Source organism: Actinoplanes sp. ATCC 53533 (assembly GCF_003947245.1).
On sequence record NZ_QHHV01000006.1, the window covers coordinates 1 to 13123 of the forward strand.

Below are 13123 nucleotides of genomic sequence, written 5' to 3' on the forward strand. Positions count from 1 at the left end.
CCGCCACGCCGGCCGCCAAGAAGGCCACCGCCGAGGCACCCGCAGCCAAGAAGACCACCACCGCCACGCCGGCCGCCAAGAAGGCCACCGCCGAGGCACCCGCAGCCAAGAAGACCACCGCCCCCACGCCGGCCGCGAAGAAGACTGCCGCACCCACGCCGGCCGCCAAGAAGGCCGTCGCCGAGGCGCCGGCGGCCAAGGAGACCGCCGTCCCGACGCCGGCCGCCGAGGAGACCGTCGCCGAGGCGCCGGCCACCAAGTCACGCGGTCGCCGCCGCGCCGGTTCCGACAACCCGGACGCCGCCGCAGCCGCCCCGAAGCGCAAGGCCTCGGCGGCTCCCCCGGCCGCGGGTAAGGAACGTGTCTACCGCCGCATGCCCGACGACTTCTCCGCCGTCGCGACCCGGCTCAACAGCGCATCGGCCATCGCCGAGCACTACCAGGTGCCGAGCCACACCGCCCAGGGGTGGTTGCGCCGGCTGCGCACCGCCGCCACCGCCTGATCCCCCGGCTGCCGCCTCGCTGACCGCGGCAGGCTGTGCCCCGGTGCACAGCCGACTGCCAGCACCGTAGTCGTCCGCGATTGGGACCGGCTCCGCCGCGGCCTTCCGGTCGGCCGCCTCAGACACAGAAAGTCTGGGCGGCCGACCGCCGGAGCGATGGCTGAACCCGCCGCCGTGCTCTCCCGGGCGGCTGCCGATCAGGGCGCGAGATCGCCGATGATCGCCTCGGTGACCTCGCGGGTGGTGGCGGTGCCGCCGACGTCGCGGGTGCGTTCGGGGTTCAGGTTGGCGCTGGCGGCCAGTCCCAGGCTGCCGGCCAGGGCGCTGCCGAGGTCGGAGATGATGCCGGCCTCCAGCACCTCGATGCCGACACCATCGGCGGGGATGGCGGTGATCCGGACCATCCCAGCTGACGTCACAACCTCCACGTGTCGGCTTCCGTGACCACCGGATGACCGACGCTCCCGCGGTGTGCGCATCAACCGATCGGCCTGCGCACGGAGGTCCGTTCTTCGAACTTCCGCCGGACCCGACCGCGGTGGAGCATCGCCCGTATGCGATTGCGGACGCTCGGAGACCACCACCGGATCGGCGCGTTGACCGCCGGCCCGCCGGAACGGGCGACGCCACGGTCCCGGCGGCGATCTCCGTGGCTGCCCACCCGGATCCGGGTGCCCCGATGAGGGCCGGTGCGGTCGACCTCGAGGTCGAAGTCCACGGCGACGGCGAGCCCGTGGTGTTCATCCACGCGGGTCTGTGCGCGTACTGGTTCCGGGACCTCTGCCGGCAGCCGGCGCTGGCCGGCGCGTACCGGCTGATCCGCTACCACCGCGCCGGTTATGCGGGCAGCGCCCGCGTCGACGGGCCGTTGAGCATCGCCGAGCAGGCCACGCACTGCCACCTGCTGCTGCGCCGCTTGCGGGTGCCGCGGGCGCACATCGTCGGTCATTCCTCGAGCGCCGCCATCGCCCTGCAGTTGGCGCTCGACCACCCCGGCACCGTGCAGACCCTCTCGCTGCTGGAGACGGCACTGCTCACGGTGCCGAGCGGGCCGTTCGCGGCGCGGGCGGTCCAGGCGTACCGGGCCGGCGACCGGCACGCCGCCGTCGACATCTGGCTGCGCGGCGTGTGCGGACCGGACTACCGCGCCGCGCTCGACCGCGTCCTGCCCGGCGCCGTCGAGCGTGCGGTGGCCGACTCGGACGCTTTCTTCGCACAGGAACTGCCCGCACTCCGCGACTGGTCTTTCGGCCCCGCGGCGGCCGCGAGGCTCCGGCCGCCGGCGCTCGTCGTGCTCGGGGCTCGCAGCGATGAGGTCGCCCCGGCCTTCGGACAGCGCCACGAGCTGCTGCTGACCTGGCTGCCGAACGCCGAGCCGTTCGTGCTGCCCGGCGCGAACCATCTGCTCCACGTGCTGAACCCGGCCGGCATGGCTGACCGCCTCGCCCGCTTCTTCGCCCGGCATCCGGTGCCGGTGGCGGACCGAGGCCCCTGACGGTGGCGACCGCGACCAGAACCACCTTGATCTCTGGTGAGCGCGGCGGCCGGTTATCGGCAGAGTTACCCATATTGCCCGCGGGTCGGTCGGGGCGTGGACAGTGCTCTGGACTTGATCTGAGCGCCCTGTCACCGTAGGGCCGTGGGTGTCGAGCGTCCTGTCCCGCTCCGGCCAGGCCAGACCGGTGCGCGCTCCCAGCTGCTCGAACGCTCCCATCACCTGACCGCGCTGCGTGCGGCGAAGACCTGGGCCTCCGGCCCGCACGGCGGCGTGCTGGTCATGCTCGGCGGCGAGGCGGGCGGCGGCAAGACCGCCCTGGTCCGCCGCTTCTGCGCCGAGCCCGGGGTCGGTCGCGTGCTGTGGGGCGCCTGCGATCCGCTGTTCACGCCGCGCCCGCTGGGGCCGTTCGTCGACATCGCCCAGGAGCTCGGCGGCGACCTGCTCGAGCTTGTGCAATCCGGTGCCAGACCGCATCAGGTCGCCGCGGCGATGACGCGTGACACCCGGGCGACGCCGGGGACGATCGTCGTATGTGAGGATCTGCACTGGGCCGACGAGGCCACGCTCGACGTGCTGAGCCTGCTCGGCCGCCGGATCGAGTCGATCCCGGCGCTGGTGATAGCGACCTATCGGGACGACGAGCTCGATCGCGTTCATCCGCTGCGCCGGCTGCTCGGCGAGCTGCGCGGCCCGAACTCGATCCGCCGGCTCACGACGGAACCGCTGACGCCGGGGGCGGTCCGGTCGCTCGCCGAGCCGCACGGCCTCGACGCCGGTGCCCTGCACCGGGCCACGGGCGGAAACCCGTTCTTCGTCACCGAGGTGATCGCGGCCCGCGAAGGGAGCCGGGGAGATGGCCAGGGAGACGGCCGGGGAGACGGCCGGGGCGAGATTCCCGCGACCGTCCGCGAGGCCGTGCTGGCCCGCGCTGCCCGGCTGAGCGACCCCGCGGCGGCGGTTGTCGAGGCGCTGTCCGTGGCGCTCCCGCACTGTGAACTGTGGCTCCTCGACGCGCTTGAGCCGACGCCGGCCGGTGGCCTGGCGGAGTGCCTGAGCTCCGGAATCGTCGAGGTCGTGCCGGGTGGCGTCGCGTTCCGGCACGAGCTGGCCCGGATCGCGATCGAGGAGTCGCTGTCGCCGCATCGTCGCCTGGCCCTGCATCGCGGCGCGACCGAGGCGCTCGCGGCGGCTCCGCCCGGCGCGGTGGACCCGACCAGGCTCGCGTACCACGCCGAGGCGGCCGGCGACACCGCGGCCGTCCTGCGTTTCGCGCCCGCGGCGGCCGGGCATGCGGCCTCGATCGGCGCCCACCGCGAAGCGGCTGCCCAGTATGAGCGGGCGCTGCGGTTCGCCGCCGGCCAGCCGGCGGCGGCCCGGGCGACGCTGCTCGAACGGCTTTCGCACGAGTGCTATCTCACCGATCAGATGCGGGCGTCCGTCGCCGCGCTCGAACAGGCCATCGACCACTGGCGTACGGCCGGGGACGAGCGCCGCCTGGGGGCGGCGCTGTCGCAGCTGGCGCGCCGGCTCTGGTGCGGCGGGCACAGCGCCGAGTCCGCGGCGGCCGGCAGCGAGGCACTGAGCCTGCTCGAACGCCTACCGCCGGGCCCGGAGCTGGCTCTCGCGTACGGCATCGCCGCGGCGACGTGCCTCAACGAGGAGCGGTTCGACGAGACGCTGTCGTGGGGAAGCCGTGCCCTCGAACTCGCCGAGGACCTGGGCGACCGGCCGGTGATCGCCTACTGCCTCAACAACCTCGGCACGATGGAGCTGCTCGCGGGCAGGCCGGCCGGGCTCGCCAGGCTGGCGCGCAGTCTGGCGCTGGCCGAGGAGGCGGGCCTGGAGGATCACGTCGGCCGGGTCTTCATCCACCTCGGCTGGGCGATGACCCGCACCCGCGCCTACGACCTCGCGCCGTGGCTCGACCGCGGCCTCGAGGCCTGCGAGGACCTCGGCCTCGAGGCCTGGAAGCTCTACCTCATGGCCTACCGCGCGCGTTTCCACCTCGACGCCGGCCGCTGGGACGCGGCCGCCGCCGACGCGGAATTCGTGCTGCGCTCGGCCCAGTCGGTGCCGCTGCTGCGGATCCTCGCGCTGGTCGTCCTCGCGCTCGTCCGGGCCCGGCGGGGCGAGGAGCGGCAGTGGCCGCCGTTGGAGGAGGCGCTCGCGCTGCTTTCCGGACAGGACGAGCTTCAGTACAGCGCGCCCGTGGCCCTGGCCCGGGCGGAGGTCGCCTGGCTGAACGGTCGATGCGCCGCGGTCGAGGCGGCCACCGGCGACGTCCTCGCCCTCGCCGTCGACCGCGGCGCATCGTGGGTCACCGGCGAGCTGGCCTGGTTGCGGCGCCTCGCGGGCGTGCGCGAGGTGGTGCCCGGCGTCGTCGAGCCGTACGCGGCGCAGCTCGCCGGCGACGGCGCGGCGGCCGCCGCCGGCTGGACCCGGCTCGGCTGTCCGTACGACGCCGCGCTCGCGCTCGTCGAGTCGGAGGACGAGAGCAGCCTGCGGGTCGCGCTCGCGGAGTTCCAACGGCTCGGGGCCCGCCCGGCCGCGGCGATCGTGTCGCGGCGGCTGCGCGAGCACGGCGTACGCGACGTTCCGCGCGGCCCGCGCAGCACGACGCGGAACAATCCCGCGCGCCTGACCCGGCGGGAGGCCGAGGTGCTGGCCCTCGTCCAGCAGGGGTCGTCGAACGCCGAGATCGCCGCCCGGTTGTACGTCTCCGAACGGACGGTCCACCATCATGTCTCGGCGATCCTCCGCAAGCTCGGCGTGGACAGCCGCGGCAAGGCGGTCTCCGAGGCCGCCCGCCTCGGGCTCACGCCCGACGGGGCAGCGTCCGCGTAGACCCCGCCAAGATGGGCATCGGGGCCCGGCAATCCGGGCGGATTCACCGGCGTGCGGATCCGCCGACGTCCATACCGTGATGTCCGGACGACGTCTCACCACCGTCGAACGGAGATCACCCATGACGACACCGTGGCAGCTGCACCAGGACCTCATACGCGTCACCGAGGCCGAGATCGCCCACACCTCGCGGCACGCGTCCCAGCTGGCGGAGCTGCGGCTGAGCGCCGGCGACCGCCGCCGTCGGGTCGGCGCCGTCCTGGGCGCGCTCTTCCGGAGCCGGAGGATCCGGCCGCGCTCGCGGGCATCCGGGCCCCTCGGCGTTGCCGACGCCGCCCCGGAGAACCGCCTGGAGAGCACGCCACCGTGAGCGCCGGGACCGCGGTGGCGACGCTCGGCGGGGCCACCCGGACGACGACCTCGGCCGGCCGGTCACCACCTGCTGAGCTTCTGGTCAGCTCCGGTACGACCCGAGCTGCCAGAGCTGGAAATCGTCGAGCCGCACAGAGCCCCGCTCGGCGAAGACGCGCACCCCGTCGCCGCCCGGGCCGGGGAAGACCTGATCGGTGAGCACGACCTGGCCCTGGCCGCCGAAGACCTCCACCGACGACCAGTCGACCAGGATCCGGAGCGTCACCGTGCCGTTCCGGGGCTCCAGCGGCGCGCGATGCACGCCGGCGAAGTCCCGGCTGAAGTCGACGGCACCGGACCGGGACCGGTCGACGTACACCTGCCGGGCCGGCACGTCGTAGCCGATGACCGTCTCCTGCCCGGCGCCGGTGTGGACCTTGATCCCGAACCGCTCGGCGTCGCGCAGCGAGAACGTCGCCTCGATCTCCACCGCCCGGCCGCGGGCGCCGGGGATCTGCGGCGGGGAATCCGCGGTGATGGTCATGCTCTGGGCGGTGACCGCCGGGCCCTGCCGCAGCTCGGCCAGGTTGGACACCGGCCGCTGGATCAGGCGGAGCTTCCCGTCGATCCTGCGCAGCCCCATCTCACGGGGCACGCTCATCGCACCACGCCAACCCACGGTGGGGACGTCGCCGGCGTACTGCCAGTTGTTCGTCCAGCCGATCATGTATCGCCTGCCGCCGGGCGCGTTGTCGAAGGAGATGGCCGCGTAGTAGTCCTTGCCGTAGTCCACCCAGCTCACGCGCTCGGCGGCCGAGCGGGCCGGCGCGCCGGCGGCGACGAAGCGGTCGGCCATGATGTGGCCCCAACCACCGGTGTTGTTGTCCACCACCTGAACTTGGACCTTCCCGCCCTGGTAGGCGCGCAGGTCGAAGTGGGCCCAGTCGAGGACCCCGCTGTCGGGTCCGGTGACGCTCTGCACCACCTTGCCGCCGACGAGAAGGTTGACCGAGGTCTCGGTGGAGGCGGGCCTGGCGCGGGTGTCGGAGAGCACGACGTGGTCGAGGTTGAGGTGACCCCAGCCGCCGGTGTTGGCGTCGACGACCTGGATCCGGGCGGTGTTGCCGACCAGGTCGCTCACATCCCAGCCGGCCCAGTTCAGCGCCTCCGAGTCGGCTGCGGTGGCCGTGCGGACGATCTCCCCGTCGACGAGAAGATTGACCGCGGTCGGATCGCCGACGCTGGTCGGATGGTAGCCGCCGCCGATGAGGAAGTTGAGGTATGCCTTGTCGATGGTGAACGTCGGCGACGTCAGCGTGCCGACGGTCGAGTCACCCTCGACGAAGGTGTTGACGAGGCCGTCGCCCAGCCAGCCCGACACCGGCTGCTGGCCGGGCAGGGCACCGGTGGCGGGCGCGGCGCCGAACGCCCGGCCGGTCGGCGTCCACTGGCCGTAGGAACCGCCCTCGAAGTCGGCGAGAACGGTGCCGGCCGGTGCCGGCGCCGGCCGCGGGACGGCGTCCGGATCGTGCGGGTGTTTTCCCCCGCCGACGAGGAAGTTGAGGTAGGGCTCGCTGGCCGTGAACTCCGGCGAGGTGAGGGTGCCGGTAGGGGCGTCACCGCCGTGATAGCTGTTGGCCAGGCGCTCGCCGACGAATCCGGTGACCCCGTGCTGGCCCGCCACGCCGCCCGCCGACGGCCCGGGGCCGAACGCCGTCCCGGTCGCCGTCCAGTCGGCGAAGTCCGCGGCCTCGAAGTCCTGCACCACGGAGCCGGCGGGTGGCGAGTAGGAGCCGTCGTCGTCGGGGGTGAACGTCGTACCGTCGAAGTCGCCCACGAAATACTGGGTCGCCGAGCCACCCTGGATGCCGCCGGGGTTGAGGCTCACGACCAGCACCCACTTACGTTCGCCGGTCTCGCCGTCCACCGGCAGTTCGAACAGATCGGGGCACTCCCAGACGCCGCCGACCGCGCCGGCCGGGCCGAAGTCGCTGAGGTGGGTCCAGGACTTCAGGTCCTTCGAGGAGTAGAACCGCACCTTGTGTTCGGTGGACAGGACGACGGCCATGAGCCAGCGCTTGGTGGGGGCGTGCCACTGCACCTTCGGGTCGCGGAACTCACCGGAGCCGATGTCGAGGACCGGGTTGCCCGCGTACTTCGTCCAGGTCCGGCCGCGGTCGGTGCTGTAGGCCAGCGACTGCGCCTGGCTGCCACCGGCCTTGGGCGCGCGGGTGTACACGGCCACCATCGCCGGCTCGTCCGCCGTGCCGAAGCCGGTGGTGTTCCCGTGGTCGACGACGGCGCTGCCGGAGAAGACCATCTCCGCGTCGTCGTGGCTGATGGCCAGCGGCAGCTCCTGCCAGTGCACGAGATCCGTGCTGACCGCGTGACCCCAGGACATGTTGCCCCACTGGTCGCTGTCGGGGTTGTACTGGAAGAACAGGTGGTATTCGCCCTCGTGGTAGACGAGCCCGTTCGGATCGTTCATCCAGTTACGCTCGGGCGTGAAGTGGAATTGCGGGCGGTGGGGCTCGGCGAAGGCCGGAGCGGCACTCGGCCCCTGCTCGGGCGCTGTCCGGGAGGACGCCGAGGAGACCCCGACCATGATCGCGGCGGTCAGTGCCGCGGCAGCGTACGGCGTGGCGAGTCGGCGGCGCATGCGGACCTCCCGATAGTGGGGTGCGGTTCCGGCGTCCCGGCGCTACGTCAACGTTGACGTTACCAGCGGGAAATCGATCGCGACAAGTCCCTTGTAGCAAGACCGTAACCTCAGGGAAATGATGGCCACATGACGCAGGTACCCGCGCGGCGCACCGAGCCCACGATGCGCGACATCGCCACCCTGGCCGGAGTGAGCATCAAGACGGTCTCCCGGGTGATCAACGATCAAGGCGGTGCCGGCGCCGACGTGGTCCAGCGCGTCCGCGACGCCGTCCAGGCACTGGGGTACCGACCGAACCTGACGGCGAGCAGCCTTCGCCGCGCCGACCGGCTGAGCGCGACGCTCGGCGTCCTCGTCGAGGACCTGTCCAATCCCTTCGACTCCACACTCCTGCGCGCGGTGGAGGAACGAGCCCAGCGCGACAGCGTGCTCGTGCTCGCCGGCAGCGCGGAAGACAATCTCGACCTGCAACGGGAACGGCTCGGCTCGCTCGCCGCCCGGCGGGTGGACGGCATGGTCGTCATGGCCGCCAGCGGCCCGCAGGACGATCTCCAGCAGGAACGCTCGCACGGCACCCCGATGGTCCTGGTGGACCGCCCGCCCACGTTCGACTACACCGACAGTGTCACCACCACGAACCGCGAGAGTTCCCGAGAGGCGGTCCTGCAGCTCGCTTCCTACGGGCACCGGCACATCGCCTGTCTCGGCGGCCGGCAGACCGTCTGGACCAGCCAGGAGCGCCGCACCGGCTATCTCGACGGCCTGGCCGAGGCCGGGCTGCGGACGCGCGATGACCTGATCCACATGGATCTCAAGGGTGTCGACGCGGCGGAGCGGGCCGTCGCCGCCGTGCTCGATGCCGCCCACCCACCCACGGCGCTGTTCACCGCGCAGAACCTCATCACGGTCGGCGCCATGCGCGTGCTGCAGGCTCGAGGCTGGAAGCACCGCGTCGCCCTGATCGGCTTCGACGACTTTCCGCTGGCCGACATGGTCGATCCGGCGATCACCGTGGTGCGCCAGGACGTACCGCTGATCGGCCGCACTGCTGCCGACCTGGTGCTGTCGCGCATCCAGGGCGATCGGTCCGCGGCGGTACGCGCGGTCGTCCCGGCCGACCTCATCCGACGCGGATCGGGCGAGCTGCGGCCGCCGCCCGAATGAGCCGACGGGGCGGGGCAAGGGCCGCAGCTGTCACGGACCCCGCCCCGCCCGCCGGGTTCATCAGCTAGTGCCGACCATCTGCTGTCGCGAGGTCTGCCGCGTAGCGGGAATGTAGCCGTAGTCGAGTTCCTCGACGACGTAGGACCGCTGACCACGGATGTCGAGGCGCAGCGTCGGCGCGAGCGTGCCACCGTAGACGGGACCCTGCTCACCGGGCTGCGTGAAGATCGTGTCGATGAAGCTCTCCACCAGCAGGTTCGGCATCACGTAGTGCGAATACTGCTGCAGGCGCTGTTCCGGCGGATTTCCCAGCACCAGGGCGCTGGCGTTGAGCGGCCGGTAGTCGCTGCGCAGCGACGGGCCGACGAAGCCGTACACGCCGTCCGGCCCGGTCAGGCCGGGGGCGAAGGTGAAGGTGTGGCTGATGGTGAACAGGTACACCTTGCCGTTGCGGAAGACCAGGTGTGGTCGCTCGGTCTGCTGGTTGACGCAGTTGGCCGAGAGAATCGGTGGCAGGAGCCGCCAGTTGCGCAGGTTGCTGCTGGTCGCCTCCAGCAGTCCGATGTTGCCGGTGTAATAGCGCGCATCAGCCGGCACCGTGTGACCCGGGGGGAGCTGCCCGAGGTCGCGTGCCTTGCACTGGTACGAACCCGCCACACCGCCGGTGTTGCCCTCGAAGAGGATGTAGGTGCGGCCGTCATCGGGGTTGCGGAAGACGAACGGGTCCCGGAAGGCGTAGATGATGGGGCCGGCCTGCGACTGTTCGATCGTCTGGTATTTCTGCCCGTCGGGTTCGGCGATTATCTTGTGGTTGCGGAATCCGGTGAACCAGACATGGCGTTTGTCGGCGTGGATTTTGCCGCTGGCCGTGGCGAGTCGCTGCAGGGCGTCGGTGGGGTCGACTCCCCCGTTGTCCCGGCCGGAGGCGGTGTAGAAAGCCTGCACCTCATTGCCGCGCACAATCGTGGATCCGGCCCATTCCCGGGACCCCAGCGAGTAGCCCGCCGGGAACAGGTCACCACCGTATTTCCAGGATTTCGCGTCGCGCGAATAGAAGAAGCCGATCCGCGCCTGCCAGTGCCGATCGCCGAAGAAGATGTTCCGGGGCGCGGTGAGCGAGAAGATCACGTGCCAGCCGTTGTAGGTCACCACGTTGGTCGACACATTCGTCATCGGCCAGGTGTCCCAGATCCATACGTCGTCGGTCATGACCGGGAAGTCCGCCGGAATCAGCGGGCTCGTGTTGGTGCTGTCCGACCGCACCTTCAAGGCATCGGCGCGCTTCCAGGTCGCGGTGAAGCTGTCCCGGGGCTTGTAGCTGGCCCGGGCGGCGATGCGCGCATCGTCCGACCCGGCGGGCGCGGCCGAGGCCACCGTCGGCACGGCGACTGCCGCGCCGGTGAGCAGGATCGCGAGGAGCACGCCGAGCGCACCCCGCCAGCTCCTGACATTACCTTCCACCTGTTTACCTCCTGTGCGAGAAATGCTGGGTCGTTCGTGGACAGGGGGTAGCACTCCAGCCAGGAAACGGAGTAATCCGCCGGGCGGGAGTTATCGACTGGAATGCTTCCTAAGCATCCAGTGTTCGGCCTGAAAATGAATATGATCGCCATATCGATAAACGGCGATGATCCGTGACCGGACCGTACTCCCCGCGAGCGGGACAAGTAAACAGTGATCGATTTGCCGGCCGTTCCACGGCTTCATATGGTGCGAACTTCAACCAACAAATGAATGTTTGATCGGCGAGACATCCCGCTCGCAGGTGAAACTCCACCCCGGAGAATGGCGGCTCCGCACCATCCGGGATGTGGGCGGGTTTCCGGAGTGCCCGGGCGAGGCACCGGGCCGGCTCGGCCTAATCGCAAGCCTGCCGGCTGTGCGCCGACGCATCCGCGAGGCGCTCGTCGAGCAACAGCGCGGCGACGGCCTCCGGGGCCTCGTGCATCGCGTCGTGGCCGGTGGGAAGGTCGTGGACCTGCCAGTCGGGATCGGCCCCGAGCCGGGCCCGGAGTTCAGCGAAGGGCGTGCGGTCCCATCCGGAGCAGTAGACGAACTCACGGCGCGGGACCTGGGCGAGAGCGCCTGTGAGCCGGATCGTCTGCAGGAACGAGGCGAGGGGATGGGGACGGCGGCGGGGATCGCCGCCGTCCGGCGGGCGGACGGCGTAGCCGCTGGCCGCGGCACCGGCGACGAACGCCTGCCGGTACCGCTCGGTCGTTGAGGACCAGCACGACTCGCCGTCGCGCGGGACGTAGGCGTCAAGATGCACGAGCCGGGAGACCCGGCCGCCGGCGCGGTCGGCAGCGGCAGCGGCAGCGATCACCATTCCGCCGTAGCTGTGGCCGACCAGGGTCGCGTCGGTGAGGTGGGCCCGGTCCAGGAGCCGCAGTACGTCGTCGGCGTGGGTGTCGAGATTGGCGGTCGCGACCGTCGCGTTGTCGTCGCCGGGCCGCAGACCGGTCAGGGTCAGGGCGTGCACGGCATGACCGGCACGCTCCAGCAGCGGAACCACCGCCTCGAACGACCAGGAGCCGTGCCAACCGCCGGGCACGAGAACGAACGTCGCCATGGGTCTCTCCTTCGCAAGCCGCGGCATCGAGGCACGCCGCCTCGATGGAGGCAGTGTCGCCAGGTCGCCGGCTGGCTTGCTACCGATAGGATGCCAATTGATGCCTGTTGACCGCCAACCTCGTCGGAGCACCGGCGTGACGTCACACCTGTGGCCGTCCGGCGGGCGCCACCTCTGGCCATCCGGCGAGACAAGCGCGGTGCAGTCGCACACCCGGGGACACCTGGTTTACGCAGCCAGCGGCGTCCTGGCAGCTCACACCGAACGCGGCACGTCCGTCGTCCCCGCCAACCGGGTCGCCTGGACCCCGGCCGGGCTCACGCACTACCACCGCGCCCACGGCGACACCGATATGCGCATAGCCTTTCTCGCCCCGTCCCTCGCCCGGCTCATGCCGGACCATCCCGCCGTGTTCCTGGCCTCCGGCCTCGCCCGCGAGGTCTTGCTCGCCCTGACCGGCCCCCGCGACGACGACGCAGCGCCCAGCCACAGCCTCTCCGCGCGCTCTCGCCTCCTTCGAGTGCTCGTCGATGAGCTCCGCGAGACACACGAACAGCCACTGCATCTGCCGGAGCCACGGGACGACCGACTGCGCGCCATTGCCAGGCTGCTGTCCGAGAAGCCGGCAGCCAACGCCTCGCTGGCCGAACTCGGGAAGACGGTCGGAGCCAGCACCCGCACCCTCAGCCGGCTGTTCCGCGACGAGCTGGGCGTGACCTTCTACGAGTGGCGCACGCAGCTACGCGTCTACCACGCGCTCGTGCTCCTCGCCGACGGCCACGACACCACCCGGACCGCCCACGCCTGCGGGTGGGCCAACCCCAGCAGCTTCATCGCAGCGTTCACCACCATCATCGGAACGACCCCGGGCCGCTACCGGATGCGAACGGGGAGGCTATGAGTTACCACTCGATGCGGGCCGAGCACACTCGCGGCATGATCATGGCGGTGGCCGAGCGCCTGTTCGCCGAGCGGGGCATCTTCGCGGTCTCCAACCGCCAGCTCAGCGAGGCCGCCGGCCAGGGCAACAACGCCGCGGTCGGCTACCACTTCGGCACCAAGACCGACCTGATCCGCGCCATCGTGCGGGAGCATTCCGGTGCGATGGACGAGATCCGCCGGCGGATGCTCGCCGAGCACGACGGCAGCCGGCGGGTGCGCGACTGGGTCGCGTGCACCGTGAGCCCGATCACCGAGCATCTCGCCACCCTGGCAGCGCCGAGCTGGTATGCCCGCTTCGCCGCCCAGCTGATGGCCGATCCCACGCTGCGCGCGGTCGTCATCGACGACGTGCTGGACTCGCCGACCATCCGGCAGGCCATCGACGGCCTGAACCGCTGCCTGCCCGGTCTGCCCGCCCAGGTGCGCGTCGACCGCAACGACATGGTGCGCATCATGGTCGTGCACGTGTGCGCCGAGCACGAACGGGAACTGGCCGACGGCGCCGGGGCGGGCTGGGACGAGACAGCGACCAGCCTGATCGACGCGATCGTCGGTCTGCTGCTCGCCCCGGTCACCCGAAACTGAGG

At 71.4% G+C, this 13123-nt stretch carries 10 protein-coding genes and 1 pseudogene; 7 read left to right on the forward strand and 4 right to left on the reverse strand.

All coding sequences use genetic code 11. From position 1 onward, the window contains the following. A pseudogene (locus DMB66_RS62355) lies at positions 1-503 on the forward strand (hypothetical protein); the annotation flags it as partial. A 197-nt stretch (positions 504-700) separates the two neighbouring features. Here the strand turns inward: DMB66_RS62355 and DMB66_RS01250 are convergent. Further along, positions 701-931 carry a hypothetical protein gene (locus tag DMB66_RS01250; protein ID WP_199751713.1) on the reverse strand — a complete coding sequence of 77 codons (231 nt, stop codon included), beginning with the start codon at positions 929-931 and terminating at the stop codon, positions 701-703. 251 nt (positions 932-1182) lie between these two features. Here DMB66_RS01250 and DMB66_RS01255 point away from each other — a divergent pair, with 251 nt between their 5' ends. The 3 genes from DMB66_RS01255 (at position 1183) to DMB66_RS01265 (ending at position 5215) form a co-directional block, all read left to right on the forward strand. Then, positions 1183-1998 (forward strand): alpha/beta fold hydrolase, encoded by an 816-nt coding sequence (locus DMB66_RS01255; RefSeq protein WP_158647103.1) that lies wholly within the window; start codon positions 1183-1185, stop codon positions 1996-1998. Between the two features lie 144 nt (positions 1999-2142). Beyond that, complete coding sequence (locus DMB66_RS01260) at positions 2143-4845, forward strand: LuxR C-terminal-related transcriptional regulator (protein ID WP_233624208.1); 2703 nt, start codon at positions 2143-2145, stop codon at positions 4843-4845. A 121-nt stretch (positions 4846-4966) separates the two neighbouring features. Further along, entirely contained in the window at positions 4967-5215 is a 249-nt protein-coding gene (locus tag DMB66_RS01265) for a hypothetical protein (RefSeq protein ID WP_125802121.1), read from the forward strand. 84 nt (positions 5216-5299) lie between these two features. Here DMB66_RS01265 and DMB66_RS01270 read toward each other — a convergent pair whose 3' ends face one another. Then, positions 5300-7855, reverse strand: coding sequence for a GH32 C-terminal domain-containing protein (locus tag DMB66_RS01270; RefSeq protein WP_125802122.1), 2556 nt, complete (start codon positions 7853-7855; stop codon positions 5300-5302). A 129-nt stretch (positions 7856-7984) separates the two neighbouring features. Here DMB66_RS01270 and DMB66_RS01275 point away from each other — a divergent pair, with 129 nt between their 5' ends. Further along, on the forward strand, positions 7985-9022 hold the full coding sequence (locus tag DMB66_RS01275; RefSeq protein ID WP_125802123.1) for a LacI family DNA-binding transcriptional regulator: 1038 nt from the start codon (positions 7985-7987) through the stop codon (positions 9020-9022). Positions 9023-9082: 60 nt separating this feature from the next. Here DMB66_RS01275 and DMB66_RS01280 read toward each other — a convergent pair whose 3' ends face one another. Together DMB66_RS01280 and DMB66_RS01285 are read right to left on the reverse strand one after the other, a co-directional pair. Continuing rightward, on the reverse strand, positions 9083-10483 hold the full coding sequence (locus DMB66_RS01280; RefSeq protein WP_199751715.1) for a glycoside hydrolase family 68 protein: 1401 nt from the start codon (positions 10481-10483) through the stop codon (positions 9083-9085). 397 nt (positions 10484-10880) lie between these two features. Beyond that, the gene (locus tag DMB66_RS01285; protein WP_125802124.1) at positions 10881-11594 is read right to left on the reverse strand and encodes an alpha/beta fold hydrolase; all 714 of its coding nucleotides are present in this window, start codon (positions 11592-11594) and stop codon (positions 10881-10883) included. A gap of 136 nt (positions 11595-11730) precedes the next feature. On the opposite strand from DMB66_RS01285, the gene DMB66_RS01290 reads away from it, so the two are divergent. Then, positions 11731-12495: a helix-turn-helix transcriptional regulator gene (locus DMB66_RS01290; RefSeq protein WP_233624209.1), complete on the forward strand. Its 765-nt coding sequence runs from the start codon at positions 11731-11733 to the stop codon at positions 12493-12495. 35 nt (positions 12496-12530) lie between these two features. Next, on the forward strand, positions 12531-13121 hold the full coding sequence (locus DMB66_RS01295; protein WP_233624210.1) for a TetR/AcrR family transcriptional regulator: 591 nt from the start codon (positions 12531-12533) through the stop codon (positions 13119-13121). The last annotated feature ends 2 nt before the right edge of the window (positions 13122-13123 follow it).